Source organism: Kitasatospora sp. NPDC094019 (genome assembly GCF_044764505.1).
Lineage (GTDB): Bacteria > Actinomycetota > Actinomycetes > Streptomycetales > Streptomycetaceae > Kitasatospora.
Genome location: NZ_JBIWIF010000015.1, coordinates 118,934 through 145,789 on the forward strand (window position 1 = coordinate 118,934; position 26,856 = coordinate 145,789).

Consider the following 26,856-nt stretch of genomic DNA (forward strand, 5'->3'; position numbering starts at 1 on the left):
GGGGGGGCGCCCCGCCGCGGGCGGCCACCCCCCCGCCCCCCCGGGGGGGGGGGGGGGGGGGCCCCGCCCCCCCCCCCGCTCCACCTCGGCGGCCACGACCCGCTACTGCCCGGCCGCACGCGGCCGGTAGGCGTCGACCTCGATCTCGATCCGCATCCGCTCGTCCGCCAGGCCGGTGACCATCATCGTCGCCGCCGGGCGGACGTCTCCGAAGCAGCGGCGCAGCACCGGCCAGCACGGCTCGAAGTCCTCCCGCACGGGCAGCAGGTAGCGGACCCGGACGACATCAGCGAAGGTGCAGCCCGCCTCCGCCAGGGCCGTGCCGATGTTGCGCAGGCACTGCTCGGCCTGCTCCACCACGTCGTCGGCGATGGTCATCGTCGCGTAGTCGTAGCCGGTGGTGCCGGAGACGTGGACGTGGTCGCCGACGAGGACCGCCCGGGCGTAGCCGATCTGTTCCTCGAAGGTCGAACCGCTCAGGATCGTGCGTCGCTCAGTCATGCGCCGCACGCTAGGTGACCTGCGGTGATACGTCCAATACCGCAAGGCCCATGGTCTGGTACCTCTAGGGATATGGACCGCCCCGAACTCCCCCTCCTCCAGTTGCACGCGTTCACGGTGCTCGCCGAGGAACTCCACTTCGGCCGTGCGGCCGCGCGTCTCGGTATCGCCCAGCCGCCGCTGAGCCAGCAGATCGCCCGGCTGGAGGCGAAGGTCGGGCACCCGCTCTTCGTCCGTGCGCCCGGGCGGGTCGCGCTCAGCCCGGCCGGGCGGGAGTTGCTGCCCTCGGCGCGGCGGGCGCTGGCCGGCCTCGCGGACGGGCTGGCCGCCGCGCGGGCGGTGGGGAGCGGGCAGGCCGGTCGGTTGCGGATCGGGTTCTCCGCCTCGCTGGCGCTGACCGTCCTGCCCGGGCTGCTGCGGACCTTCCGCGAGCGGTTCCCGGCCGTCGAACTGGACATCCGCGAGATGACCACGGTCCCGCAGCTCGCCGCCCTGCACGAGGACGCCGTCGACATCGGGCTGCTGCGGGAGCCGCCGCCCGCCGGGGAAGCGGCGGCGCTGGGCTTCCGGACCGTCCTGACCGAGCCGTTCGTCGCCGTGCTGCCCTCGGACCATCCGCTGGCCCCCCGGCGGACCGTGGAGGTGGGCGCGTTGGCGCAGGAGCCGTTCGTGCTGCTTCCCCGGGCGGTCGGGCCGGGACTGTACGACCGGATCACGGAGTTGTGCGGGTCGGTGGGGTTCGCGCCGAGGATCGTTCAGCACGCGGTGGAGTGGCAGACGGTGTGCGCGCTGGTCGGGGCCGGGCTGGGGGTCTCGCTGGCGCCGGCGAGCATCCGGCGGATCCGGCTCCGGGGTGTCGCGTTCCGGGCGGTCGAGCCGGGGACGGTCCGCACCCGGGTGGCCGTCGCCTGGCGCCGGGACGACCCGAACCCTTTGGTGGCACGGCTGTTGGAGGCCGTCGGTGCCGAGTGAGCGGCACCCGGACGAGCGGCACCCGGACGAGCGAGCTCGCGCGTGGCGCCGTCCGCCCGAGACCGGGCGGACGGCTCCACGCGGTGCGGCCCGTGGCGGGGCCGTCGGGGACGGTCAGCCCGCGGTCGGTGCGAGGCCGGTGGCGGGGGTCGACGTGCGGTTGTCCCTCAGGGTCTGCTGGATCCAGCCCTTGTAGGCGGCCGCGTTGGTGTAGAGCCCGGGGCCCTCCGAGCAGGGCACCCCGGGGGCGCCGGGGCCGGAGGTGACGCCGATCAGTTCCCAGCGCCCGCCCCGGCCCTTCTGGATCTGCGGGCCGCCGGAGTCTCCGTGGCAGGCCATGGCCCCGGGCTTGGTGGTGAGCGTGCACAGCCGGGTCGGGTCGGCGAAGCCCGGGGCGCAGTCGGACACGGCGCCCAGTCGGGTGTTCAGCTCCTGGAGCCGCTCGGGGAAGGCGAACTTGCCGTCCACGGTGGTGCCGTAGCCGAGCAGCCGGGTGGCGGTGCCGGGGCGTCCGGGCTCGGCGATCCTGATCGGCCGCTGGGTGACCGGGCGGTCCAGGCGGACGAGCGCCAGGTCGTCCTTGTTGGCGGTGGTGCCCGCGCCGTTGACGTAGCCGGGGTGGACGAAGGTGCGGTCGATCTTCCGGACGGTGCCGCCGGTCTTCCGGTGGTCGCTGCCCACCCGGACGATGCCCTCCAGTTCGATGCCCGGGACGGCGATGCAGTGCGCGGCCGTCAGCACCCACTGGGGGTCGATCAGCGAGGCGCCGCAGTTGCCGTCGAAGAGGCCGTAATCAGGGGCGGACTCCGGGATCGTCGCCATGAACGGGTAACGCTCGGTGGAGTCGCCGCCGTTGACGATCGCTCCGGCGCTGCCGGCCATGACGGTCAGGCAGGCGACGGCGGCGAGGGCGCCGACAGCGGCGCTACGGGTGGCGGCGGTTCGGGCGGTGGAACGGCCGGTGGAACGGGCAGCGGTACGGGCGGTGCGGCTGAACACGATTGATTCCCTTTGCTCGGAATTGCCTTGTGCCCAGCCTGCTCGACCAAGATCCACCGGACCACGGTGGCAGCCGGTGGGCCGGCGCTCGGGGCAGCCGCACCGCGCACGGTGGGGGTATCCCCCGGCCGCCGGTGCCGTGGACACCCTGGCCCGGGTCTCCACGAGGAACGCGGAGGTCCGGTGGTCGGGGACCGCCCGTCAGGTGGCACTCCCCCAGCGGATCGGCACCCTGGTGCCGCGCCCGCCGGAACCGCGACGACCAGCCCGCCGAGTGGGCCTCGACCGGCCGCTCGTCCTGACCGCCGAGGTGTCCGCGTCGGCGGTCATTGGGCCCCGCCGGGATCCGGCGGGGCACCGTCAGGGCGCCGACGGCCGCAGCAGGGTGAGGACGGCGTCCACCGCCGGGCGGGTGGTGGGTGCGGGGAGGGTCAGGGCGTGGATGCGGCGGGTGAGTTCGGGGCCGAGCAGCGGGCGCAGCGCGACCTCGGCGGCGGGTGTGTGGGTCCGGACCGCGAGTTGCGGCACCAGGGCCGCCCCGAGGCCGTTCGCCACCATCCGCAGGGCGAGGTGGTAGTCGTCCACCGCGTGCGCGATCCGGGGCGCGAAGCCCGCCAGCGCGCAGGCGGCGCGCACCAGGGCTGCGCTGCCGTCCTCCCGGGAGCCGACGATCCACTCGGTGTCGGCGAGGTCGCGCAGGTCGACGGCGGTCCGGTCGGCGCCGTGACCGGTGGGCAGGGCCAGCAGGACCGGGTCGGCGGCGAGCGGGTGGGCGGTGAACTCGTCGGCGGGAAAGGCGGGTTCGGGGACGACGTCGTAGGTGTAGCGGACGGCGAGGTCGCAGCGGCGGGCCCGGAGCGCGGCCAGCGCCTCGGGCGGTTCCAGCTCGTGCAGGGACACCCGCAGCTCGGGGAAGCGCTCGCGCGCCGCGGCCAGGGCCGGGACCACGTGCACGGCGGCGAAGGTCGAGAAGCAGGCCAGGCCGACCGGGCCGCGCGGGGTGTCGGCGGCCGCCCGCAGGTCGCGCTCTGCGGTCTCCAGCGCGCCCAGCACGATGCGGGCGTGCGCGACCAGCCGCGCGCCCTCGGGGGTCAGCCGGACCCGGCGGCCGTCCCGCTCCAGCAGCGCCACCCCGGCCTCGCGCTCCAGCACGGCGAGCTGCTGCGAGACCGCCGAGGAGGTCCGGCCGAGCGCGGCGGCGGCGGCCGTCATCGTCCCCCGGTCCGCCAGTTCCCGCAGCAGGAGCAGCCGCCCCGGATCCAACATCAAGCTGTCCTTACAGGTCTGTGAAGCATTACGTCGTGGACCTCAATGATCCTTCCGGGGCATCCTGCCGCATGGACCGGGCGACCCGCCCGGACGGGGACAGGAGAACACGTTGATCGACACCCGGCTGATCGAGCGGTACGCGGCCCGGGCCTGGCCCGCCGAGGAGACACATGAGGTGGACGGCTGGCTGCTGCGGCACACCCCGGGCGTCCCCCGGCGCCGCTCGAACTCCGCGCTGCCCCTCGCCGCCGAGGGCCGCGTGCTCGGCGAGGCGCTGGACCGGGTCGAGGACTTCTACGCGGCCCGGAACCTACCGGTCGCCGTCCAGGTCGCCCCCGCCGAGGAGCACAGCGCGCTGGACGCGGCCCTGGACGCACGCGGCTACCGGCTGGACGCGGCCACCCTGGTCTGCGCGGCGCCCGTCGACGTCGTCGTCGCCTTCTCCGGCCCCGGCGCGCCGTGGGAGGTCGACCTCGCCGAACACCCGACCCCCGCCTGGCTCGACGCCTACGCGAGGCTCGACGGCGAGGGCAACGAACGGGCCGCCGCCGACCGACTGTTCCACCGCATCACCGGGCCCGCCGCCCATATCGGCGTCGAACGCGACGGCCGGCTCGTCGGCATCGGGCTCGTGGTCTCCGCGCCCGGTTGCGCCGGTGTCTTCTGCATGGCCACCGACCCGGCCCACCGGCGGCAGGGCATCGCGGGCGCGATCCTGCACGTCGGCGCGCGCTGGGCCCGGGCCCGGGGCGCCGGGACGCTGTACCTCCAGGTGATGGCCGACAACGCGGGGGCGCGGCGGCTGTACGAGCGGGTCGGGTTCGAGGTCTCGCACAGTTACCACTACCGGCTGAAGCCCTGAGGTCCGTGGGGCGGCCACCGTGCCGCCCGCCGTGCCGCCGCACCAAACCGATAAGCGGAGTCGAGCCTTCCGGATCATGCCGTAGCATCCTTCCCGCATCTGCACGCGACTTCACCGGGGGCGACCACCGTGGCCGCACGATCGATCGACACACCGGCGCGAACGGCGGCCGTCAAACTCGCCGCAGGGGCCGTCGCCCTGGGCTGCCTGGCCCTCCCGGGCTGCGCGGCCGCGCGGAGCGACGCCCCTCGGGCGGACGGGGCCACGCGCGCACCCCAGCCGGTCAAGTCCCGCGACGAGGCGATGGACCGGGTCACCCAGGTGCTCGAACACCTGCGGGAGGCGGCCGTCGGCCAGGGCGGGCCGGTGAGCCAGAGCCTCGGTTACTACCGGTGCGAGGGCCCCGACATCGCGGGACCGACGGAGCCGTACGTGCTGAGTTCCGCCACCAGCCTCGACGTCCCGGCCGACGGACGCGTCGGGATCGTGCGCCGGCTGCGGGACACCCTGCGGGGCGAGGGTCTGTCGATCAGTGGCTACCAGGAGCCCGGGGCCACGGCCACGCCCTCACCCGGCGCGAACGGTCCGGCGGCGGGGAACGTCGCCGGCGCCTCGTTCCGGGCCGCGTCCACGGGCGGCCCGCCGGGCGACCACTACCTGGTCGCCGTGGAGGAGCGCCCCGACCAGGGCATCATGCTCATGGTCAGCACCGCCTGTCTGACCCCGCCGGACGCACCGCGGGTGCCACCGCTGGTGCCGCCGACGGCGGGCACGCCATGACGGCCAGTCAGGAGCCGTCCGCACAGGAGGACTTGCGGCGCTTCTCGAACTCCTTCGCGCTCAGCAGCTTGTAGTCCCAGTCCCAGCCGCCCGCCGCCCACTTGCCGGCGGGCAGGCCCAGCAGCACGTCCCCGGGCACCGTCACGGTGAGGGCCCGGTCACGGACCACCTCCACGGTGTAGCGCCGGTCCGCGACCACCTGCCCGGGCCGCTCGCCGGTGCTCGTCCACCCCGGCGGCAGTTCGCCCAGGTCCACGGTCTCTATGGCGGAACGGCCCTCGCGCGGTCGGACCTCCAGCTTCCCCGGGCCCGGGAAGACCTTCACCCGCACCGCGTGCAGCCGCTCGTCGTGACACATCCCGGTCCGCACGACCAACCGTCCGGCGTCCAGACCCACGCCGATCAGCCGGTCGGCCCGCGGTTCCGGATCGCCGCACCCGGCCACCGTCCCACCCACCACCGCCAGGGCCGCGGCCGTCACCGCCGCCCTGCGCCGCCACTGCTCCATGAGCCCCCGCTCTCCCTCCGGCCGCACAGGAAGTCGGCCACGTCGACTGCCTACTCCGTTGCCGCGGCCTGCCCGTGGTCGAGGCCCGCGTCGAGAATCGCGTCGACCTCCACCTCGACCAGCCACGCGGGGTCGATGAAGCGCGACACCTCGACAAAGGTGCAGGCGGGACGGACCTCGGCGAACCGCTCGCCGTGCGCGCGGGCCGCCTCGCGCCAGCGGGTGACATCGGTGAGCATGATCCTGGTCCGGACGACATCCGTGAGCCCGGCGCCCGCCGCCCGCAGCGCCGTCGCGGCGATGTCCAGGCAGCGCACCGTCTGCGCGTACACGTCGCCCGGGCCGACGGTCGCCCCGTCGTCCCCGATCGGCGCCGTCCCGGCGACGGCGACGTACGCGCCCTTCCGCACCGCCCGTGAGAAGCCGATCTCCGGCTCCAGCGGCGAGCCCGAACCGACGTTCCGTCGCGTGGTGTGCTCCATCGGGCCATCATCCCAGGGTGTGCGCACCACTCCGGCGGGGGGGCTGGCGGGGAGTCAGGGTGGATGGGTGTGGCGGGGGGTGAAGGGGGTGGGCGCGCGTCGCGAGCGGTGGGGGCGAAGGCGGGAAAGCCCGGCCGAGAGGCCCGGGCCTCCGGCCGACGGCACCGACGTAGCCACGCGGAAGCGGACCGCCCGAAAGCCCGCCGACCGCGCAGACCGGGACCGCACGGGGGCGCAGCCGCGGGCGCGGGCAGGGCCGAAACGGGCCCCGGGCGACCCCGGCAGGCACCCCGACCCAGGAACAGGCCCGCGCGACGCGGCTGCGGGCGTGGGGCAGGCGGCAGGCGAGCGGGCGAGCGGGCAGGGCCGAAACAGGCCCCTGGCGACCCCGGCGGGCGCCCGGGCCGGGAACAGGCCCCCGAGGGGCGCAGCCCGAACCAGGGCAAGCTGCCGGCCCCGCCCCGTCGGCCCCGGCGGGGCGCCGCCCCGAGGCAAGGGCCGCCCCAAGGGCCGCGCCCCACCCGGAAAAGAGGTGTGGGCGCGTGCCGGTCCGGCCGTCGCCGGGAGCACGCGCCCACCTCACCGGAGGGGGCGGTACGGACGTCACGACGGGGGTGGCGCGACGTCCGTACCGGGCTCCGGTGCTTCGGGGGGGGTCAGCCGGCCGCGGGGACCGCGCGGCGGCCGGTGGCCGCGCGCAGGGCGACGGCGAGGCCGACCAGGATGATGCCGAACCAGACCACGCTCTTGACGCCCGTGTGGTCGGCGAACAGGCCGCCGATCAGGGCGCCCAGGGCGATGCAGGTGTTGTAGGCCATGGTGTTGAGCGACATCGCGGCCTCGAAGGTCTCCGGCGCGGCCGCGAGCGTCATGTTGATCTGGCTGAGCTGGACGACACCGAAGGCGATGCCCCACAGCACCATGGCGACGATCACGCCGAAGTCGTTGGTGCCGATGGTCAGCAGCATCACCAGGGCGCCGATCAGCAGCAGGCCGCCGACCACGAAGCTGCCGCGCAGGCTCTTGTTGACGCTCTGGCCGCCGATGAAGTTGCCGATCGCGCCGCCGATGCCGAAGACGATCAGGACGACGGTGATGAAGCCGACGCTCGCCTCGGCGCTCTTCTCCAGGTACGGGCGGACGAAGGTGTACGCCCCGAAGTGGCCGAGGACGAAGAACACCACCATCACCAGGACCACGCGCAGCGGCACGTTCTTGACCGGGAGGCCGAAGACCTCGCGGACGGAGACCGCGTTCGCCGAGGGCAGCGAGGGGATGGTGACGGCGACGGCGATCAGCACCACCGCGCTGAGGCCGGCCCAGATCAGGAAGGTGGTGCGCCAGGAGCTGGCGCTCTCCAGCAGGGTGCCGAGCGGGATGCCGACGACGGTGGCGATCGAGATGCCGGACATCACGACGGCCGCCGCCCGGTTGGCCTGCTTCTCGGGGACGATCCGCATCGCCATGCTGACGCCGATGGCCCAGAAGACGCCGCTGGCGAAGCCCATGAACATGCGGGTGACCAGGATCAGCGGGTAGTTGGGGGCGATCGAGGTGATCAGGTTGCCCACGGCCAGCACGCCGAGCAGGGTGGTGAGCAGCTTGCGCCGGTTGACGCGGCGGGTCCAGGCCACGATGAACGGCACGCCGAGGCCGGCCGCGACACCCTGGGCGGTGACCATCAGGCCGGCGGTGCCGACGGAGACCTTCAGGCTCTCGCTGAGCGGGGTGAGCAGGCCGATCGGCATCAGCTCGGTGGTGAGGAAGACAAAGAGGCTCGCGGTGATGGCGGCTACGCCGAGCCAGCCGTCGGCCGCCGGGCCGCCCTTCCGCGGCGCCGTCGCCGCCGTGGGCAGTTCTTCTTCTTGAGTGGTCATGTCATATCTCCGGATGTGGTGGGGCGCGGTGCCCGAGCGGTCGGGCGCGGTACCCGGCGCCGGGTGGCGCCGGGTCCGACAAGGTGATGAGCGTGGTGCGGTGCGCCCGCCGCTATCCGCTGCGTTCCTCCGAGAGGGCGCGTTCGCCGGTACCGCGTTCGCCGTTGCCCGACGAGCCGGCGCCCGGCGAGCCCGTCCCGGGTGGGAGCGATCCGGGTGAGAGCGATCCGGGCGGGGCAGCCGCCGCGGGCGCCTTGGCCGGTGGACGGGACTGGCCGAGCACGACCGCCAGGAAGATCACGACGATGCCGAGCAGCTGGAGCAGCGACAGCGTCTGGTCCTTGAAGAGGTAGCCCAGCAGCGTCGCCACCACCGGACTGCCCAGCGCCAGGAAGGACACCGCCGTGGCCGGAAGCAGCCCGATCCCCCGGAACCAGACGATGTAACTCAGCACCGCGCCCAGCGAGATGAGGTAGGCGAAGCCGAGCACGTTGTCGCCCGTCAGGCCGTCCGGCATGTCCTCCAGCGACAGCCAGAACGGCAGCAGGACCAGACCGCCCGCCGTCAGCTGCCACCCGGTGAAGGTCAGCAGACTGACGCCCTCGGGACGGCCCCACCGCTTGGTGAGGGTGATCCCCGAGGCCATGCACAGGGCGCCGCCGACCGCGGCGAGGACGCCGACCCCGTCCAGCGACACCCTGCCCTTGAACACGAGCAGCGCCACACCTCCCGCGCCCAGGGCGCAGGCCAGCGCGTGCACGCCTCTGACCCGTTCACCGAGGAACAGCGCCGCCAGGATCACCACGAACATCGGCTGGGCCGACATGATCACGGCGGCGATGCCGCCCGGGAGGCGGTAGGCCGCGACGAACAGCAGGAAGTTGAAGGCGCCGATGTTCAGCACCCCCAGCGCCAGCGCGCGCAGCCACCAGACGCCGACCGGCAGTTGCCGGCCGAGGGCCAGCAGGAACAGGCCGCCGGGCAGGGCGCGCATGGTGGTCGCCAGCAGCGGCCGGTCCGGGGGCAGCAGCTCGGTGGTGATCAGGTAGGTGCTGCCCCACACCGTCGGCGCCAGGCCGGTCAGGGCCACCGTGGACAGATTCCGTCTGCTCGTCATGTCGATCTCGCCTCACATCCGGTGGGAAGCACCGAGGGATTACGTCCGGCCGGCTCAGTCGAAGATCGGGTCGCGGTCGCGGCCGCGCTTCAGCTCGAAGAAGCCGTCGGTGCCCGTCACCGCCAGTACGCCGTCCCAGAGCTTCCCGGCCGCCTCGCCGCGCGGGGCGGGGGTGAGCACGGGGCCGAAGAACGCCAGCGGCTCCCCGTCCGGGCCGGGCACGTGGATCACGGGGGTGCCGACCTCGGAGCCGACCGGGTCCATGCCCTCGTGGTGCTGGATCCGCAGCTTCTCGTCCCAGGAGTCGTCGTCGGCGGCCGAGACCAGGTCGATCGGCAGCCCGGCCTCCTTGAGGGCGGCGGTGATCATGTCGTGGCCGAGCCCGGCCTTCTCGTGGTGGATCAGCCGGCCCATGGCGTTGTAGAGGGGGCGCAGCACCTCCGCGCCGTGCTGCTCCTGGGCGGCGATGCACACCCGCACGCAGGCCCAGCCGTCGATCATGCCCTGGCGGTACTTCTCCGCCACCTCGCGGCCCTCGTTGAGCACGGACAGACTCATGATGTGGAAGCGGGTCTCCACCGCCCGGACCTGCTCCACCTCCAGCATCCAGCGGGAGGTGATCCACGCCCAGGGGCAGCGGGGGTCGACCCAGATGTCGGCGGTGATCGTGTCGGGACTGGCCGGCGTGGCGGTCATGGCGGTCGCTCGTCCTTTCGTCTGACGGGCGGCACGGGCGGTACGGGCGCGCGCGGGCACGCCTCGGCGGGGTGCGCCCAGGTGCGGGTGAACGGGGAGAGGTCGACGGCGGCACGGCGTCCGGGCAGGACGGACGGACCCCTGGTCGGGGCCCGCCCGGCGGAACCGGCCCGGGGGCGGCTCCGGCCGTGTGCGGTCGCCTTCAGTGTCGGGCCGCGCGCATCGATGAGTCCAACACATGCTTGTCACCCGATGCATCGCGGATCACGATGGACGGATGGAGCTCCAGCAGATGCGGTACGTGATCGCGGTGGCCGAGACCAACAGCTTCACCCGCGCCGCCCAGCGCTGTCTGGTGGTGCAGTCCGCGCTCAGCCACCAGATCGGGCGGCTGGAGAAGGAGCTGGGCGCGCGGCTGTTCGAGCGCACCAGCCGCCGGGTGCGGCTCACCCCGGCCGGGGCGGCCTTCCTGCCCGCCGCCCGGCAGTGCCTGGACGCGGCGGAACGGGCGGCCACCGAGGTCGCGGCGGCCGTCGGGGAGGTGCGCGGCCTGCTCAAGGTGGGGCTGATCCCCACCGTCGCGGCCGTGGACATCCCCGCCGTGCTCGGCGAGTTCCACCAGCGGCACCCGAAGGCCCGGATCAGCCTCAGCGTCGGCGCGAGCGACGAACTCGTCGAGCAGATCCGGCAGGGCGAGATCGAGGTGGCCTTCCTCGGTATCCCGGTCACCGCGCACCCCCGGGGGGTGATGGCCAGGGAGCTGGCCCGGGAGCGGCTGGTCGCCGTGGTCTCCCCCGACCACCCGCTGGCGGGCGAGAGTTCGGTGGACCTGCGGCGGCTGGCCTCGGAGGTGTTCGTCGACCTCCCGGCGAAGACCGCCGGGCGGGCCCAGTCCGATCTGGCGTTCGCGGCGGCCGGCCTCACCCGCGAGGTCGCCTTCGAGGTGACCAACGCGGACTACCTGGCCCGGCTGGTCGCGGCGGGTCTGGGGGTGGCGCTGCTGCCGCCCCGGTACGTCGCGGGCCTGACCGGCCTGGTGACGATCGAGGTGACGGACGCGCCGTCGCGGGCCGAGTACGTGATCTGGGGCCGGGAGAGCCCGCACCCGGCGGCGGCGGCGTTCCTGGAGCTGCTGGGCATCACCGAGGACTGACGGCGGGGCACCTCGGTCCGAGGACCGTCCACCGGCGCGGTGGGACCGGGGCCTCCCCGAGGGGAGGGAGGCCCCGGCGGCGGGGGTCCGAAGCGGCGGCGGGTCCGGAGCGGCGACCGGTCGGAAGAGGCGGCGGATCCGGAGCGCGACCGGTCAGGAGAGGCGGTGCACCGTGAAGTCGACCGCCACGTCCAGGACCGGCTGGGTGGTGGTGAAGACCTTCTTGTGGGTGAAGCCGCTCTCGGCCACCAGCTTCTCGAAGTACGCCACGTCGCCCATCGTGCTGAAGAACATGACCATCCGGCCGTCAGCCGTCAGGTGCTCGCGGGCCTCCTGGAAGAAACGGGTCAGCGCCCGGTAGCCGGCGTCGGTGCCCGCGACGTCCGCGTAGTCGGCGGCGGCGAACCACTGGAACGGCGGGTTGAAGACGATCAGGTCGAACCGGCCCTCGACCGCCGAGAAGACATCGCTCTCGCGCGCCTCCACCCGGTCGGCGACCTGGTTCAGCCCGGCGTTGACCCGCACCGCGGCCACGGCGTCCGGGTTGAGGTCCACCGCCAGGACGTCGGCGCCCTTCTTAGCCGCGATCAGGGCCAGCGAACCGCTGCCGGTGCCCATGTCGAGGACCCGGTCACCGGGCGCGACCTCGGCGAACACCGCGCCGCCCAGCATCGGGGAGACCGGGCAGGGGGTCATCACGGAGGCGGGCACCCGCAGGGTCAGGCCGAGGAAGGGGACGGTCTGCTCGCCCTCCTCGCCACCCAGCTCGCCCAGGGCGCGGCGCAGCTCGGTGATCTCCTTCACCTGCGCCTCGGGGACCAGCGGGCGGTAGGACTCGGCCTCGGACGTGAACTGCTGCTGAAGCGTCATGTCGTCGTATCCATTCGTCTGTCGTACGCGAGGGTCGCGTTCGTCCGGTGGGGGTGGGGGTGGAGGTGGAAATGGGGGGGTCGACGGAGCGGGAGGTTCAGCGCGCGTCGGCCCGGAGCCGGGCGTACGCGGCGGCCAGTCGGCCGCCGACCTCGGCGGTGCTGATCAGCACCGCCATGTTGGCGCGGGAGGAACGGCCCTCGGTGGCCGCGTCCACCGCCCGCATCAGGTACTTGGTGATCGCCTGGCCCCGGATGCCGTCCCGGTCGGCGGCCGCCGTCGCCGCGACGATCGCGGCGTCCACCTCGTCGCTGTCGATCGCCTCCTCCGGGCGGACCGGCGTGGTGACCAGGAAGCCGCCCCGGTTGCCCAGCGCCCAGTGGTTCTCGATCGACCGGGCCACCACCTCGTCCTCGTCCAGCCGCAGCGGGCTGCGGAAGCCGCTGGACTCGCAGTAGAAGGCCGGGAAGTCGTCCGAGCGGTAGGAGACCACCGGGACGCACTGGGTCTCCAGGTACTCCAGCGTCAGGCCCAGGTCCAGGATCTTCTTCGCCCCGGCGCACACCACCGCGACCTTGGACCGGGTGAACTGGATCAGGTCCGAGGACACGTCCATGGTGGTGGCCGCGCCCCGGTGCACCCCGCCGATGCCGGCCGAGGAGAAGAACGGGATGCCCGCCAGCTCGGCCGCCACCAGGCAGGAGGCGACCGTCAGCGCGCCCGTCCGGCCCTGCGCCAGCACCACCGGCAGGTCCCGGCTGCTGACCTTGGGGATGCCCGGGGTGGAGGCGAACCGCTCGATGTCGGCGTCCGTCATGCCGACCACGATCCGGCCGCCCTCGACCGCGATCGTGGCGGGGACGGAGCCGCCCGCCCGGACGGCCTGCTCCACCTTGCGGGCGGTCGCCGCGTTGTCCGGGTAGGGCAGCCCGTGGGTGATGACGTTGGACTCCAGCGCCACCACCGGGCGGCCCTCGTGCAGCGCCTCGGCCACCTCCTCGCTCAGGACGAGCGGCACGGGCCGGTGGGAGAGGGCGGTCGTCGGGGTCACGGCCCAGGGGGTCGCGGTCGAGGCGGTCACGGCCCCGGGGGTCGCGGTCGAGGCGGTCACGGCCCCGGAGGTCACGGTCGAGGCGGTCACGGTCGTCGCCATCAGAGCGCGTCGGGGCGGTAGTTGGGCACCTTGCCGAGGATGTCCCGGCGGTTGACGATCTCCGGGATGTAGACCTGCTCGGTCCAGTTCTCCTCGGCGATCGACTCGACCGCGATCGACACCACACCCTCGTCGCAGCCGAAGGCGTCGGTGATCGCCTTGGTCACCGCCGAGAACAGCTCGGCCTGCTGGGTGTCGCTGAGTTCCATCGGGAAGTGCTTGATGTTGACGTGCGGCATCACGGTGTCCTTCCGGAGGTGCAGGCGGCGGTGGACGGCCGTCACCAGCTCGTCGACGTCCGGCGCCCGGAGCAGGGAGTAGTGGTCGGCCGTCAGCTCGACGACGGTCGGCGGCTCGGCGGAGTAGCCGCTGCTGCCGTCGAGGAACGAGTACTCGTCCCCCCGCGCCTTGAAGACGGTGATGGGTGCCGAGACCCGGCGCTCCCGCAGTTCGCGGAAGGTGTAGCTGAACTCGAAGGTCGTCCCCACGATCCGCACGATCCGGCGTACCAGCTCCGGGTCCAGGCCGGGGACGCCCTCGCCGACGAAGCGGGCGAAGCTCTCGTCGTCCCGGGCCGCCGCGAGGCAGCGCTCCAGCAGCGGGCTGTCGATCGCGCCCGTGAACACCGAGAGCAGGATCGCCACGAAGGTCCGGCTGGTGTAGCTGGCGGTCCGGTCCTCGGGGCGGGTGCCTGCGGTACGGACCCGGGGCGAGCCGGGGGCGATCAGGAAGACGTGGTCGACCGTGTGGCCGGCCTGCTCCAGCTGGTACGCCGTCTCGAAGGCGACCCGGGCCCCGAAGGAGTAGCCCCACAGGGTGTACGGGCCCTCGGGCTGGAGCTCCAGCACCGCCCGGACGTCCTCGGCCGCCATCTCCCTGATCGTCGGGTACGGGACCTCGCCCGGGTTGACGCCGTGGGCCTGCACACCGAGGAACGGCCGCCCGGAGCCCAGGCGTTCGGCCAGCGGCCGCAGGTTCATCGGATAGCCGCCGAGGCCGGGCCAGCAGAAGACGGGCCGGCCGGCCGGCGAACCGGGCGAGCCCGGGCCGGTCAGCGGCACCAGCCGGGAGGCGCGCCCCGCCGGACCGCCGGAGAGCCGGCGGGCCAGGCTCTCCACCGTCGGCGAGGTGAAGACCACCTCCAGCGGCAGCGACGCCCCCAGCGTCCGGTTGATCCGGTTGACCAGGGTGACGGCCAGCAGCGAGTTCCCGCCGCAGGCGAAGAAGTCGTCCTGCACGGAGACGCTCTCCTGCTTCATCACCTCCTGCCACAGCGCGGCCACCCGGCGCTCGGCCTCGCCCCGGGGCGCCACGAAGGGACGGTCGGCGGCCCCCGCGGTGACCCGGTCGGAGGCGGCCAGCGCCTTGACGTCGATCTTGCCGTTGGCGGTGGTCGGCAGCGCGTCCAGCACCACCACCTTGTTCGGGATCATGTAGTCCGGCAGGTAGTTGACCAGGTCGTCGCGGATCAGCTCGGCCGGGCCGCGCATGTGGACGGCGTCCTCCCGCATGCCCTCGTGCCGCCGCTGCTCGCCGCTGACCCGCCCGCCGAGCAGGAAGTACGAGGCGCCGCCCGGCCGTTGGAGCTCGCGCAGGATCCCGTCGAAGCGCCGGGCCGAGGGCAGGTCGTCGCCGCCCCGGGAGCTGTAGCCGGAGGACATGAAGCCGAGGTCGAGGCCGTTCAGCGACAGCCGCTGCGCCGTCCGGCCCAGCTCGATGTAGCGCCGCCACCGCTGCGGGCCGCGGCTGATCACGGTGACGCCGAAGGACGCCCGGCCGTAGACGGCCTGGTTGATGGCGATGACCTGCTTGCGCAGCACCAGGTCGGGCGAGACCAGGCGCAGCCGGCCGTCCTCGTACAGGTACTGCCCGGCCGGGAGGTCCACGCCCTTGCCGGGGTGGACCTGCACGAAGAGGTCGAGGTCCCGGTCCTCGCGCGGCCCGCGCCAGGGCGTCAGGTCGAAGCTGCCCAGGTAGTGGTCCTCCTCGGCGACGCCCAGCCGGGACCGGACCTCCGGGGTGAACGGGGCGGGACCGATGTCGAGGCCGTGTGCGGGCAGGACCTCCTCCAGCAGGCCGACGATGTGGCCGGTCTCGATCTCCAGGACCTCGGTGATGTTGGTCCGGTAGACGGGCTCGATGGCGCCGCGGCGGCCGAGGAAGTGCAGCCGGACCCGGGGGGTCCCGGCGTCGTCGGGTCCGTCCTCCGGCGCCGCGGAGACCAGGACGAGGCGGTGGTCGATCGGCTGGTGGTAGTGGATGCCCGGCCGGATCCCGGGGATGCCCGCCACCTCCAGGTACACCTGCGTCGCGTAGAGCGAACCGGGCGAGGCGTAGGCGTACTTGGGGAGCAGCCGGTCCGGGCTCAGGTGCGGCCCGAGGGTGCGCAGGATCACGCCGAGCGTGCCGGTGCCCAGCTCCGTGAGCGGCCGCGGACGCCCGGCGCCGGCCGGACGGCGGGCCAGCAGCGCCAGCAGGTCGCGTTCCGAGACCGGCGCCTCGCCCTCGTAGAAGCGGTACGTCTTGCGGGCGAAGGCGAGGGCGCGCTGCGCCTCGGTGGCCGTCCGGCCGGGCAGGTCCAGGGAGGGCAAGCCGGCCAGCTCGGCCGGGGTCCGTACGCCCGGATTGGACAGCTGGGCCTTGACCTGGAGCTTGCTCTCCTTGGACTGGTGGTGCGCGCCGTGGCTGCCCTGGTCCATCAGGGCGGCCTCCCTCGGGTCGAGTTCGACGCAGGCGATCAGGTTCTGGAAGCCCGTTCTCGGGTCGTCCTTGACCAGGACGGCCGCGTGCCGGACCCAGTCGTGGGTCTCGATGGCGAGCCGGATCTCGTCCAGCTCGACCCGGAAGCCGCGCAGCTTCACCTGGTTGTCGGCGCGGCCGGTGAACTGGACGGTGCCGTCGGCGTTCCAGTAGGCGAGGTCGCCGGTGCGGAAGAGCCGGCCGCCGCCGGCCGGGTCCGTGCTGAAGCGCTGCCCGGTCAGGTCCGGCCGGTGCAGGTAGCCACGCGCCACCTGGACGCCGCCGATGGTGAGTTCGCCGATCTCGCCCACGCCCAGCCGGGCTCCGTCGCGGCCGAGGACGCGGTACTCGGTGCCGTCGACCGGGGCACCGATGGAGACCGAGTTGGGGCCGTCGCCGACGGAGGACTTGGTCACCACGAAGGAGGAGGAGTTGATGGTGCACTCGGTCGGCCCGTAGAGGTTGACCAGCTCGCAGCCCGGCATGGTCTCCAGGAAGGTCCGGGCCAGGGATCTGGACAGCGCCTCGCCGCCGGTGAAGACCTGTTGCAGGGCGTGGCAGGACTCGAACTCCTCGGTCTCCAGCAGGGCCTGGAGCAGGGTCGGCACGCACTGCACGGTGGTGACGCCGTGCGCCTTGACCGCCGCGACCAGCCGCTCGGTGTCCCGGTGGATGCCGGTCCCGCCCACCACCACGGTGGCGCCGACGGCCGGGGCGAGGATCTCCCACTGCGCGGCGTCGAAGCTGATCGGCGTCTTCTGCAGCACGACCCGGGTGCGGTCGAGCCCGTGGGCGGCGCGCAGCCAGGCCATCTGGTGGGCGATGCTCCGGTGCTCGATCATCACGCCCTTGGGGCGGCCGGTGCTGCCCGAGGTGTAGATGACGTAGGCCAGCGCGTCGGGGGCGGGGTCGGGCAGGGGGACCGGGGACGGCGGGTACTCGTCCTCGGCGCGGACGACCGCGGTGCCGGCCGGCGCCAGCGCCGTCAGCCGCTCGACCAGCCGGTCCTGGGCGACGATCACCTTCACCCCGGAGTGCTCGATCATGAAGCGCAGGCGTTCCTCGGGGTACTCCGGGGCCAGCGGCAGATAGGCGCCGCCGGCGAGGAGGATCCCCCAGGCGCCGGTCAGCACCTCGGTGGAGGGCTCGACGAACAGCCCCACGCACTGGTCCGCGGTCACTCCGAGGCCCCGCAGGTGCCCGGCCAGCCCCCGGCTCCGGCGGACCAGGTCGGCGAAGGTCAGCGGCTCGTCGCCGCCGGTCACCGCCGGGGCGTCGGGGTGGGCGGCGGCGGCGCGCAGGAGCAGTTCGGGCAGTAACGGGTGGGTGGCCGGGCCGCGGCCCGGCGCATCGGCAGTCATCTGGGTCCCCCTGGGTGTGCGGGTGTCCTGGTGTCCGGCTTTCCTGGTGGTCCTGTGGTCCGGTGGTCCTGACGTGCTGACGTACCGACGTGGCGACGTACCGACCTGCCGACGTGCCGACGTGCCGACGTGCCGACGTGCCGACGGCCTGTGCTGCCGGGGTCCTGGTGGCCTGCGGTCGCGGCGTCCCGCTGTCGCTGTCGCTGTCGCCGCCCCGGGAGGCCGGGGGATCACCCGTCGGCGGCGGCCCGTCCCCGGCGCAGCGCGTCGGCGACGTCGAGCATGCGGCGGGTCTGGTGGGCGACGGCGGCGAGGTTGTCCTCGGTGACGTTCTCCGCCAGCCGGCCCGGGACCGCCTGCCGCCCGGAGACCGAACTGACGCCGTAGGGGTTGCCGTTGCTGGGGGCCGTCATGATCTCGTCGGTGACGCCGGGCGGAACGATGATCCCGCCCCAGTGGTAGAAGACGGCGTTGAGGGAGAGGATGGTCGCCTCCTGGCCGCCGTGCGGGGCGCCGGTGGAGGTGAACGAGGCCATCACCTTGCCCTGGAGTCCGCCGCGCGCGTTGAGCGGCCAGGCGAGCTCGATGAAGTGCTTGAGCGGCGCGGCGATCATCCCGAACCGGCCGGGGCCGCCGAGCAGGATCACATCGGCCCAGGCGAGGTCGTCGACGGAGGCGGTGGGGACGGCCGCGATCGCGGCGGCGTTCTCCTGCCACGCCTCGGTCCACTCGGTGAACTCGGGGGCCAGGGAAGCCTGGACGTACTCGGGGACCCGGCGCAGCCGGACCGTGGCGCCGGCCTTCACGGCGGCCTCCTCGGCGGCCAGGGCGAGCTTGTGGACGTTGCCGGTGCCCGAGTAGTAGACGATCGAGATCCTCGTCGGCGCGGAGGTGTCGGCGGTGGACACGGTGGTGCTCCTCAGGGTCGGTGGCGTTGGTGGCAGCACGCGGTGACGGCAGCAGGCTTCGGTGGCAACGGGCCTCGGTGGCAACGGTCGTGGGGGCCGGAGCGGCGGGGTCGCGGGGTTACGGATCCCGGACCCCGCCCGCTCCGGCGGGTGGGGAGGGCACTCAGGCGGGGAGGTCGGTCCCGAAGTAGCGGTCGCCGAAGTCGCCGATGCCGGGCACCATGAACGCGTTCTCGTTGAGCCGCTCCTCGATCGAGGAGGTCACGATCCGCACCCCGGGGTGCCGGTCGTGCACGGCCCGGATCCCCTCCGGGGCGGAGAGCAGGTTCACGAAGAGGATGTGCTCCTCCGGCACGCCGTGGTCCCGCAGGACGCCGATCGCGGCCAGCGCGGTGCCGCCGGTGGCGAGCATGGGGTCGAGGAGCAGCACATGGCCCCCGCCGATCCCGGCCGGCAGCGCCGCGTAGTACAGGCGCGGCAGCTTGGTGACCTTGTCGCGCTGGATCAGGATCTTGCCCAGCCTGGTCTCCGGCGCCATCAGCCGCAGTTCGGACTCCATGCTGTCCCCGGCCCGGGCGACGGACACCCCGTAGACCGGGGTGGCCGGCGCCAGGCCGTGGTAGACCTGCCCGACCGGGGTGCGGACGTCGCGCGGCTCGTACGGCAGCAGGTCCAGCGCGGAGTCCAGCAGGCCCCGGATGATCCGGTTGGCGGAGCGGACGAAGTCCTCCCGGCGGGCCTCGCGGTCGCGGACGACCGCGTGCAGGGCCCGCAGGCGGTTGGTCTGGGGCACCAGGTGGGTCACCCGGGTCACGCCCCGCAGCGGCTCGGTCCCGGTGGTCATCAGGAGGCGCTCCGGCCGTCCTCCGCGGCGACCCGGGCGAACGCCGCGCGGGCCTCCTGGACGAAGGTGCGCACCTTCTGCCGGTCCTTGCGCCGGGTGGCCCGGTCCTCCAGGCCGGTGTGGGCGTCCACGGCGGCGGGGCGGACGGCCTCGATGGCGGCCGCGACGTTCTCCGGCGTGAGCCCGCCCGCCATCATCAGCGGCTTGGGGGAGATCCGGACCAGCTCGGCGCTGACCGACCAGTCGTGGGTCAGGCCGGTCGCGCCCTTGGCGCCGGTGGCCGGGTTGAAGCTGTCGGTGATGAACATGTCCACCCACTCGGCGGAGGTCTCGACGATGGCCCGAAGCTCGTCGATGTTGTCCGTCTTCACCACGAGGCTCTTGAGGACGTAGAGGTCCGGGGCGAGGGTGCGCAGCTTGCGCAGCTCGGCCGGGGTCACGTCGCCGTGCAGCTGGATCGCGCTCACGCCGATCTCGGCGCAGAAGGCGGCGATCTCGTCGGCCTCGGTCAGGTAGGTGATGATGACGCCCTTGTTGCCGGGCTGGATCGCCTTGACGATGGCGGCGGCGTCGGCCTCGGAGAGGTCCTCGTTCTTGGCCGGCAGGCGCAGGGCGAAGCCGAGCCAGTCGGCGCCCTCCTCGATGATCAGATCGGCCTCGGCCTGGTCGATGACGCCCGCGACCTGGATCAGTCCGTACATGTCTGCCTCCTCTGGCCTCGGCGGTCCTGGCCGGGGCCGGTCTGCGACGGGTTCGGCGGGACCGTCCATGGACGGCCCCGGTGGAGCGGCGCCGTCCGGGGACGGCGGTGGTGCGGCGGGCCGCGTTGCGGGGCGGGCCCGGCGGTACGGGGCGGTACCGGGGGTGAGGCTGTGCGGCCGTGCGGGGACCGGCCGGGGTCAGCGGGCTTCGGCGGCCTTGGCGAGTTCGGCGACGACGAGGCGCGCCACGGGGGCGGCGGAGGCGGGGTTCTGCCCCGTGACGACCCGGCCGTCGCTCTGGGTGTGGGCCTGGTAGACGGGCGCCTTGGTGTGCAGCGCGCCGGACTCCTTCAGCCGGTCCTCCAGCAGGAACGGCATGACCTCGACCAGGCCGAGCGAGTCCTCCTCCTCGTTGCTGAAGGAGGCGACCCGCTTGCCGCTCACCAGCAGGGTGCCGTCCGGCAGCCGGAGGTTGACCAGCGCGGCGGGGCCGTGGCAGACGGCGGAGACGACGCCGCCCCGGCCGTGGATGTCCATGGCGATGCGGGCCAGGTCCGGGGAGTCGGGGAAGTCCCACATGGCGCCGTGGCCGCCGACGTAGAAGATCGCCGCGTAGTCGGCGGGGTCGACCTCGGCCGCCCGGCGGGTCGCCACGAGCTTGGCCTTGACGGTCTCGTCGGCGAGGAAGCCGACGATCTCGGGGTCGTCCTCCTCACCGGGGAAGACGACGGCCGGCGGCTCGCCACCGCGCACGGAGACGAAGTCGACCTCGTGGCCGGCGCCGACGAAGACGTTGTAGGGGTGGGCCGCTTCCGAGACGCTGTAGCCCGTCCGGTTGCCGGTGTCCCCCAAGGTGTCGTGACTGCTGACGGCGAGCAGGATCCTGGCCATGGTTCCTCCTGGAGTCGCCGCGGAGTGCTCCGCGGGTGGTCGGGCGAGTGATCGGGCGAGTGTGGGGCGAGTGGTGGGCCCGGCGGCGACCGGCCGGGTGGGGCGCCGGGCCGGTCGCCGCCGGACGGAGGATCAGGCGCGGTGGATGAAGTCCTGGATCAGCCGCACCAGCTCGTCCGGACGCTCGAAGATCACCATGTGGCCGCTGTCGATCTCGGTGTAGCTGGAGTTGGGGATCGCGGCGGCCAGCTCGCGGGAGTGCTCGGCCGGCACGGCGGCGTCCGGGTACGGGGCCAGCACGAGGGTCTCGGCCTCGACCTTGCCGACGATGTCGCGGATGTCGACCTGGACCAGCAGCTCCAGCTGGCGGATGCGGCCGCTGGAGGGGCTCAGCTCGGAGCCGAGGTTCTCGACGTCGCTCAGACTCGGCCGGGTGCGGATGTAGCGCGGGCTGAAGGCCGTGGTGCTCAGGACCCGCCCGAACGCCTTGGCGTCGTGCTTCTGACTGAGCGTCAGACCGATCAGGTTCTCGATGTAGAGGTCGGACTTCACCAGGCCGCCGATCGGCACCAGGCGGCGCACCAGCCCGGGGTGGAGCGCGGCGGTGGCGGCCACGACGGCCCCGCCGAGCGAGAAGCCCACCAGGTCCACCGGGCCGAGCCCGGCGTGCTCGATCACGGCGGCGACCTCGTCGGCGAGCTGCTCGACGGTCAGCGCCGTGCCGTCGTCCTCGGCGGTCTCGCTGCCGGACAGCTCCGGCAGGATGACGGTGTTGCGCCGGGCGAAGTCCTCGACGAGGTGCCCGAAGGTGACCTGACCCCCCTTGCCCACGCCGTGCACCAGGACCAGGGCCGGCCCCTCGCCGGTCACGGTGTAGTGGACGCGCGAGTTTCCGACGGAGATCGTGGGCATGGCGGATCGCCTCCTGTGACGATGCGGAAAGGAATACCCCGACGGAACCGGCCGGGGAATCGGAAAATGCGTTGCGGGCCTGCGTACGGAAATGTGCACGGAGAATTCCGCCGACCCCACCGGACACACACGGGTGCGGCCGCCGGATTCCGCGGGTGCAGCTGCGCGGGATTTCGACAACGCCGCCCGACTTCGCCGCGGGGCGGCCGGACGGATGGTGCGGGTCCGCACGACGGAGCGCGGGGCCAATGACGACGCGGACACGACATGACGGAGCACGGGAAAGGGGCACCTCCGCACCCCTGCCCTCTCGATCACTCGAAGGAGAATTTATCTACTTCCAGCGATCCGGTCAAGCTCTCGGATCGCCTTTGAGTGATCCTCCGCTCGACCCGTAGCAGTCAAAGGTGGACATCAAATGGTGAGAAATATTAGTTAATGCCAACAAATCGGACACTCGGTATGCGGGAGGAGTGGCACCGGCAGCAGCCACGGGGAACTCCGGCCGCGGTCACGAGCTCATGCCGATGCCCCGGATGCCGGGATCTTCCGCTGCTCGGGCACTATCATTCTTTCAGACCCCATCCAGTGGAGTATGCCCGTGCCCGACCGCGTGTTCGACGGCAATAAGCTGCGCAACCTCCGAGCCGTCAAAGGAATGTCGCAGGCCACTCTGGCGGCGGGGCTCCATGTGAAAGTGAACGCCGTGTATCGCTGGGAGAACGGGCTGGCAGCACCCCCGCCGGAACGACTGCCGACGATTGCCGCATTCCTGGACACCGACCTGGACGAGCTCTTTCCGCGCGGCGGACCACCGAATCTCGCCGACCTGCGGTGCGACGCCGGGATGACCCAGACCGACACCGCTCGCCACACCAACACCGCTTCCCCGATGCCGGTGCGGGCCGCCGAGCAGGGCAGACGGCCGCTCTCCGAGCAGGCCGTGACGGCACTCGCCGCCGCCTACGGGGTGACCCGGGCCGAACTGCTCGCGGCGCAGCGGCGTTCCTTCGGCCTGCCCGAGGAGCCGGCGGCGGAACCCACGGCCGACGGCGCCCGGGTGGCCCGCAAGCTGGAGTCGCTGCGCACCGAGGTGTACGGCGGGGTGGCGCCCTCGGACGCGCACCTCGCGGCCGAGGGGAACCGCCGCGGCGGCTCCGCCGCGCTGACCGAGGACCTGGTCCGGTCGCTGCGCGCCGGGGAGGTCGCCGAGCCGCCGGACGCGGCGCTCGACGCCCTGGCGCTCGCCCTCGACGTACCCCCGGTCTACTTCCGGCAGGAAGATCCGGAGGTGGACGCGCTGATCGTCTCCACCCGGGCCGTGCGGAACCGGTTCACGGTGATGGCGGCGCGCGGCGCGGGCCAGGAGCTGCCGAAGGAATCCTGGGACCAGCTCCGGGACTTCATCAGCGGGACGATGGCGGAGATCTTGGCCGACGAGGGGAACGCGCGCCCGGAGTGAGGTGTTCGGCCGCCGGCTGCCGGGGCTCCCGCCCGGGGGGCTCCGCCGCCGCCCCGGCCGGGGCTCGGTGGTCCGGACCATCGGGGGCGGGACGGTCGGCCCCGGGAGCGGGACGGTCGGCCGCGGGCCCGCGCCGGCGACTGATCAGCCGGGCCGCGTGGTCGGCGCGCAACTCGATGAAGGCGTCCCGCTTCAGGGACCTGGCCGTCGCCGGGATCCCTCCGACCGGAGCCATCCCGCGCGCCCGCAGGACGTCGGGCGGGCCGACCAGCCCGGCGCCGTCCCCCGCCCACAGGTGGACCAGCTGATGGACCTTCAACTCGACCTCGTGGGAGAGCGAACGTCCCTCGCGGTGGAGGATCAGGTCGACCGGGCGGGTGTCGTGCTTCACCAGGAGGCCGCAGGTACCGTCGAGACCGGTCAGCTGGGCCGCCGGGATCGGACGCAGCACGATGTGCCGGCCGCTGGCCTCCGCGAGGTTCCCGACCAGGCGGTCGAGGTCGAAGGGGTCCGGGAGGGGCATGGAGGCGATGAGGCGTTCGCTGTCCTGCTCGGCCTGGAGGTGCAGCAGGCCGGCGCCTCGGTGCCGGTACATCCCCGCGAGAATTCCGGGTGCGTCGTGACCACGGCGAGGAGCCCCGCTCATTTCGGGGATCCCGTACCGCCGATCCCTCTTTCCAGAATTTGGCACCGGGTGTGTAAGTAGCCTACTCTGCGCATTCTACATTCCCCCTTCTGTGCACGGCTCATAAAGTCGTCGCAAAGGCGCACGGAAACGTTCGGAATCGATCACGAATTCGCTCGTGGATATGCGACGGGCGCGACGCGATGCTATCTTTCTATCGGCCGCAGCAGTTCGCCGTCGAGTCCTCGGGCCGTGAAGTCCGCCCCAACGGGCAGGTTGTCGGCCCGGAATCCCCCCGCTTCCCGCGATCACCGGGCCCGGTGTTCACACCGACCCGGCGCGCGAGGCACGATTCCGATGCCCCCCGTTCATGCCTGTCTGATACTGCTCCCTCCTGAGGGGCGCCGGCCGACCCCCAGTCCCGGCGTACCGAGGTGCGAGCGTGCCGAGGCTACGATAAATCTCAGTCATCCACCATGGTGCATGGTTTACGACATGTGGCCGAAACTCACCAGCCGTCGCGCGGTGAATTCCGGACCCCCTCGGGCGCGCAGTGGAGGGCCACCGGCCGGCACTCCCGGCCCGTCCACCGGTCCCTCCCGCATCCTCCGACGTCATGCGGCGTCACCCGGCGCCGGGCGGCCGCCTCCGCACCGCCGGGCCCGGCGGTGCCACCCCGCCGCCCGGTTCCGGGCCCGCCCGGCGTCACCGGGACAGGGCCCGGATCAAGTCGTGATCGATCTGCCGGATTCACCGTAGCGGTACGGCGGGAAGCGGTGGAGCCTCCGCGCCCCGCGACGGCCGCCCGGCGCCCACCGCCTCGCCGAGGCGGGCCAGGGCGACGGCCGCGCCCGGGTCCGGCCCCGCCGAGAAGACGTGCACCACGAGGCCCGTCTCGCCCGGCCCGGCCGGGACGTGCAGGGCCTCGAAGTCCAGCGTGAGAGTCCCGGTCACCGGATGGTGCAGCCGCTTGCGGCCCGAGGTGCAGTTCATCACCTCGCCGGAGTCCCAGATCCGGCGGAACTCCTGGCTCGCCGCCGACAGTTCGGCGATCAGCCCGGTCAGCTCCGCGTCGTCCGGCCAGGTGCCCGCCGAGGCCCGCAGCTGCCCGACCGCCTCGGTGGCCCGGTCCGACCACTCCGGGTGGACGGCGCGGGCGGCCGGGTCCAGGAACAGGAAGCGGGCCTGGTTGCGGTCCCGCCGGGCCCCCGACTCCCCGAGTCCGCCCAGGAGTTCGGCACCCAGCGGGTTCCAGGCGACCACGTCGAGCCGGTGGTCGGTGACGAAGGCCGGCATCCCCGCCCCCAGCGCGTCCAGCATTCCGCGCAGCAGCGGACTCACCCGGGGCGCCGGCGGCGGGAGCCGACGGGAGCCGGCCAGGGTGTCCAGGTGGCGCCGCTCCGCCGCCGACAGACCCAGGGTCCGGGCCAGCGCCTCCAGCACCTCGAAGGACGGCTGGGTGGACCGCCCCTGTTCCAACCGCACGTAGTAGTCGACACTGATCCCGGCCAGCTGCGCCAGCTCCTCCCGGCGCAACCCCCGCACCCGACGCCGCCCGCCGGCCGTCAGCCCCACCAGTTCGGGGGCGACCCGGGCCCGGCGGGCCCGCAGGAACTCCCCCAGCGCGGGGCGGGGAACAGCGGAACGAGCGGCGGCGGTGGTCTCCATACGCTCCAGTATGGTGGCCCTCGCGTTACCAGGATCGGGAGTCCGCCGGAACAGCAGGGACCTGGCTGCGGACCGCCGCCCCCGCGAGGGTGGAGCCATGAGCAACCACACCCCGCAGCAGCAGCCCCGGCGCGTCCTGGTCGTCACCGCCCACCCCGAGCCCCGCTCGCTCACCGCCGCGCTCGCCGACTTCGCCGTCACCCGGCTGCGGGCCGCCGGGCACGAGGTGGAGGTCTCCGACCTGTACGCGATGAAGTGGCACGCCGCCCTCGACGCCGACGACTTCCCCGACCACCCGGCGGACGCCCGGCTCGGGGTGCTCGGCGCCCAGGACGAGGCCACCCGCGCCGGGCGGCTCTCGTCCGACATCGCCGCCGAGCAGGAGAAGCTGCGCCGGGCCGACGCGGTGGTGTTCCAGTTCCCGCTGTGGTGGTTCTCGGCGCCGGCGATCCTCAAGGGCTGGATCGACCGGGTGCTCACCTTCGGCTTCGCCCACGGTCCGGACCTCCCCCCGCCGTACAGCGAGGGCGCGTTGGGCGGCAGGCGCGGCCTGCTCGCGGTGAGCGTCGGGGGCCGCGAGTCCGCGTTCACCGACCGGGGCGCGCACGGGCCGCTGGCGGACCTGCTGTTCCCGCTGCAGCACGGGGTGTTCTGGTTCAGCGGCATCGCCGCCCTCGAACCGTTCGCCGTGTACCGGTCCGAGGGCCTGTCCGCCGAGGAGTTCGAGGCCGTCGCGGAAGCCTACGGGCGGCGCCTGGACGGGCTGTTCACCGAGGAGCCGGTCCCGTTCCGCCGCCTCGACGGCGGCGACTACGCGCGCGACATGCGCCTGCGCGACGGCCTGGAGCGGCCGGGCACCACCGGCCTCGCGCTCCACCGGAGCTGAGCCCCGGTCCCCGGGCCGACGCCGGCCGCACAGGGGTCGGCCGGCGGACCCGGGGGCCGGACCGGCGGACCGGCGTGGTCGGTCGGGCCCGGGACCGTGCCGGTCAGAAGGTCGCGAGGTCCAGGGCCTCGCGCAGCGAGGCATAGCCGACACAGGCCACCAGCCAGAGCCCGAACCCGGCCGTACCGGCGGCCAGGACCCGGCCGGCGCGGCCCCGGCCCTCCCTCGGGCGGCGCAGCTGCCGCAGGCCGAGGAACAGCGGCAGGACGGCGGCGGCGCCCATGGCGTACGCGAGCAACGGGTCGCGGCGGTGGGCGAGTTCGGCCAGCACGAGAACGCCGGTGAGGGAAGCCGTGGTCAGCAGCGTGAGCAGGGTGCCGAGCACCAGCTCCCCGAGCAGTTCCCTGAAGAACTCTCCGATCGCCGCCAGGCAGCCGCGCACCGGTCCGTGCGCGGGGTCCGCGACCGGCGTCGGGTCCCCCGGCAGATGGACCGGCCGGGGCACCGGACAGCGCGGGTCCGGTGCCCCGGTCTCCCCGTCGATCATGCTCCCCACCGTCCCCTCCCCCGGCCGGACCACCGCCGCCGATCAGGCCGCCAGACTACCGACGGCGGGCGGG

The 26,856-nt window shown here is 73.5% G+C and carries 25 protein-coding genes; 6 read left to right on the plus strand and 19 right to left on the minus strand.

Going from position 1 to position 26,856, the window contains the following annotated elements; translation table 11 throughout:
- Window positions 1-102: 102 nt before the first annotated feature.
- Window positions 103-501, minus strand: a complete 399-nt coding sequence (locus tag ACIQ9P_RS28920) for a RidA family protein (protein ID WP_402362316.1) — start codon at window positions 499-501, stop codon at window positions 103-105.
- Between the two features lie 72 nt (window positions 502-573).
- Between ACIQ9P_RS28920 and ACIQ9P_RS28925 the strand changes: the two genes are divergently transcribed.
- Window positions 574-1,473, plus strand: coding sequence for a LysR family transcriptional regulator (locus ACIQ9P_RS28925; protein ID WP_402362319.1), 900 nt, complete (start codon window positions 574-576; stop codon window positions 1,471-1,473).
- Between the two features lie 114 nt (window positions 1,474-1,587).
- Here ACIQ9P_RS28925 and ACIQ9P_RS28930 read toward each other — a convergent pair whose 3' ends face one another.
- Both ACIQ9P_RS28930 and ACIQ9P_RS28935 read right to left on the minus strand, forming a co-directional pair.
- The gene (locus ACIQ9P_RS28930; protein WP_402362322.1) at window positions 1,588-2,472 is read right to left on the minus strand and encodes a S1 family peptidase; all 885 of its coding nucleotides are present in this window, start codon (window positions 2,470-2,472) and stop codon (window positions 1,588-1,590) included.
- Window positions 2,473-2,832: 360 nt separating this feature from the next.
- Window positions 2,833-3,738 carry a LysR family transcriptional regulator gene (locus tag ACIQ9P_RS28935; RefSeq protein ID WP_402362325.1) on the minus strand — a complete coding sequence of 302 codons (906 nt, stop codon included), beginning with the start codon at window positions 3,736-3,738 and terminating at the stop codon, window positions 2,833-2,835.
- Between the two features lie 112 nt (window positions 3,739-3,850).
- Here ACIQ9P_RS28935 and ACIQ9P_RS28940 point away from each other — a divergent pair, with 112 nt between their 5' ends.
- Window positions 3,851-4,603 (plus strand): GNAT family N-acetyltransferase, encoded by a 753-nt coding sequence (locus ACIQ9P_RS28940; RefSeq protein WP_402362327.1) that lies wholly within the window; start codon window positions 3,851-3,853, stop codon window positions 4,601-4,603.
- A gap of 129 nt (window positions 4,604-4,732) precedes the next feature.
- Complete coding sequence (locus ACIQ9P_RS28945) at window positions 4,733-5,383, plus strand: hypothetical protein (RefSeq protein ID WP_402362330.1); 651 nt, start codon at window positions 4,733-4,735, stop codon at window positions 5,381-5,383.
- Window positions 5,384-5,390: 7 nt separating this feature from the next.
- Here ACIQ9P_RS28945 and ACIQ9P_RS28950 read toward each other — a convergent pair whose 3' ends face one another.
- The 5 genes from ACIQ9P_RS28950 to ACIQ9P_RS28970 all read right to left on the minus strand — a co-directional run bounded on the left by ACIQ9P_RS28950 (window position 5,391) and on the right by ACIQ9P_RS28970 (window position 10,063).
- A complete protein-coding gene (locus ACIQ9P_RS28950) occupies window positions 5,391-5,891 on the minus strand; it encodes a hypothetical protein (RefSeq protein ID WP_402362333.1) in 501 nt (166 codons plus the stop codon).
- Window positions 5,892-5,941: 50 nt separating this feature from the next.
- Window positions 5,942-6,373 carry a RidA family protein gene (locus ACIQ9P_RS28955; protein ID WP_402362336.1) on the minus strand — a complete coding sequence of 144 codons (432 nt, stop codon included), beginning with the start codon at window positions 6,371-6,373 and terminating at the stop codon, window positions 5,942-5,944.
- 656 nt (window positions 6,374-7,029) lie between these two features.
- The gene (locus tag ACIQ9P_RS28960) at window positions 7,030-8,250 is read right to left on the minus strand and encodes an MFS transporter (RefSeq protein WP_402362339.1); all 1,221 of its coding nucleotides are present in this window, start codon (window positions 8,248-8,250) and stop codon (window positions 7,030-7,032) included.
- A 112-nt stretch (window positions 8,251-8,362) separates the two neighbouring features.
- Window positions 8,363-9,367, minus strand: a complete 1,005-nt coding sequence (locus ACIQ9P_RS28965; protein ID WP_402362342.1) for an EamA family transporter — start codon at window positions 9,365-9,367, stop codon at window positions 8,363-8,365.
- Window positions 9,368-9,421: 54 nt separating this feature from the next.
- Window positions 9,422-10,063 carry a disulfide bond formation protein DsbA gene (locus ACIQ9P_RS28970; protein ID WP_402362344.1) on the minus strand — a complete coding sequence of 214 codons (642 nt, stop codon included), beginning with the start codon at window positions 10,061-10,063 and terminating at the stop codon, window positions 9,422-9,424.
- A 277-nt stretch (window positions 10,064-10,340) separates the two neighbouring features.
- On the opposite strand from ACIQ9P_RS28970, the gene ACIQ9P_RS28975 reads away from it, so the two are divergent.
- Complete coding sequence (locus ACIQ9P_RS28975; protein ID WP_402362347.1) at window positions 10,341-11,216, plus strand: LysR family transcriptional regulator; 876 nt, start codon at window positions 10,341-10,343, stop codon at window positions 11,214-11,216.
- 153 nt (window positions 11,217-11,369) lie between these two features.
- Here ACIQ9P_RS28975 and ACIQ9P_RS28980 read toward each other — a convergent pair whose 3' ends face one another.
- From ACIQ9P_RS28980 to ACIQ9P_RS29015, 8 genes are all read right to left on the minus strand, one after another.
- Entirely contained in the window at window positions 11,370-12,086 is a 717-nt protein-coding gene (locus ACIQ9P_RS28980) for a methyltransferase (RefSeq protein WP_402362350.1), read from the minus strand.
- Between the two features lie 97 nt (window positions 12,087-12,183).
- Window positions 12,184-13,137, minus strand: coding sequence for a pseudouridine-5'-phosphate glycosidase (locus ACIQ9P_RS28985; RefSeq protein WP_402362550.1), 954 nt, complete (start codon window positions 13,135-13,137; stop codon window positions 12,184-12,186).
- 101 nt (window positions 13,138-13,238) lie between these two features.
- The gene (locus tag ACIQ9P_RS28990) at window positions 13,239-17,339 is read right to left on the minus strand and encodes an amino acid adenylation domain-containing protein (protein ID WP_402362353.1); all 4,101 of its coding nucleotides are present in this window, start codon (window positions 17,337-17,339) and stop codon (window positions 13,239-13,241) included.
- A 230-nt stretch (window positions 17,340-17,569) separates the two neighbouring features.
- Window positions 17,570-18,247, minus strand: coding sequence for an NAD(P)H-dependent oxidoreductase (locus tag ACIQ9P_RS28995; protein WP_402362356.1), 678 nt, complete (start codon window positions 18,245-18,247; stop codon window positions 17,570-17,572).
- Window positions 18,248-18,410: 163 nt separating this feature from the next.
- Window positions 18,411-19,091, minus strand: coding sequence for a uracil phosphoribosyltransferase (gene upp, locus ACIQ9P_RS29000; protein WP_402362359.1), 681 nt, complete (start codon window positions 19,089-19,091; stop codon window positions 18,411-18,413).
- Complete coding sequence (locus tag ACIQ9P_RS29005; RefSeq protein WP_402362362.1) at window positions 19,091-19,792, minus strand: phosphoribosylanthranilate isomerase; 702 nt, start codon at window positions 19,790-19,792, stop codon at window positions 19,091-19,093. Before ACIQ9P_RS29005 ends, upp begins: the two co-directional genes overlap by 1 nt.
- 198 nt (window positions 19,793-19,990) lie before the next feature.
- Window positions 19,991-20,683: a type 1 glutamine amidotransferase domain-containing protein gene (locus ACIQ9P_RS29010; RefSeq protein WP_402362365.1), complete on the minus strand. Its 693-nt coding sequence runs from the start codon at window positions 20,681-20,683 to the stop codon at window positions 19,991-19,993.
- A gap of 132 nt (window positions 20,684-20,815) precedes the next feature.
- Window positions 20,816-21,595: an alpha/beta fold hydrolase gene (locus ACIQ9P_RS29015; RefSeq protein ID WP_402362368.1), complete on the minus strand. Its 780-nt coding sequence runs from the start codon at window positions 21,593-21,595 to the stop codon at window positions 20,816-20,818.
- Window positions 21,596-22,190: 595 nt separating this feature from the next.
- Here ACIQ9P_RS29015 and ACIQ9P_RS29020 point away from each other — a divergent pair.
- A complete protein-coding gene (locus tag ACIQ9P_RS29020) occupies window positions 22,191-23,057 on the plus strand; it encodes a helix-turn-helix domain-containing protein (protein ID WP_402362371.1) in 867 nt (288 codons plus the stop codon).
- On the opposite strand, the gene ACIQ9P_RS29025 is transcribed toward ACIQ9P_RS29020, so the two are convergent.
- Both ACIQ9P_RS29025 and ACIQ9P_RS29030 read right to left on the minus strand, forming a co-directional pair.
- On the minus strand, window positions 23,002-23,652 hold the full coding sequence (locus tag ACIQ9P_RS29025) for a hypothetical protein (RefSeq protein ID WP_402362374.1): 651 nt from the start codon (window positions 23,650-23,652) through the stop codon (window positions 23,002-23,004). The two genes, ACIQ9P_RS29020 and ACIQ9P_RS29025, sit on opposite strands and share 56 nt — an antisense overlap.
- Before the next feature lie 780 nt (window positions 23,653-24,432).
- On the minus strand, window positions 24,433-25,350 hold the full coding sequence (locus ACIQ9P_RS29030; RefSeq protein ID WP_402362377.1) for a helix-turn-helix transcriptional regulator: 918 nt from the start codon (window positions 25,348-25,350) through the stop codon (window positions 24,433-24,435).
- A gap of 97 nt (window positions 25,351-25,447) precedes the next feature.
- On the opposite strand from ACIQ9P_RS29030, the gene ACIQ9P_RS29035 reads away from it, so the two are divergent.
- The gene (locus ACIQ9P_RS29035) at window positions 25,448-26,236 is read left to right on the plus strand and encodes an NAD(P)H-dependent oxidoreductase (protein ID WP_402362378.1); all 789 of its coding nucleotides are present in this window, start codon (window positions 25,448-25,450) and stop codon (window positions 26,234-26,236) included.
- 103 nt (window positions 26,237-26,339) lie between these two features.
- Here ACIQ9P_RS29035 and ACIQ9P_RS29040 read toward each other — a convergent pair whose 3' ends face one another.
- Window positions 26,340-26,783 carry a hypothetical protein gene (locus ACIQ9P_RS29040; protein WP_402362381.1) on the minus strand — a complete coding sequence of 148 codons (444 nt, stop codon included), beginning with the start codon at window positions 26,781-26,783 and terminating at the stop codon, window positions 26,340-26,342.
- Between the last annotated feature and the right edge of the window lie 73 nt (window positions 26,784-26,856).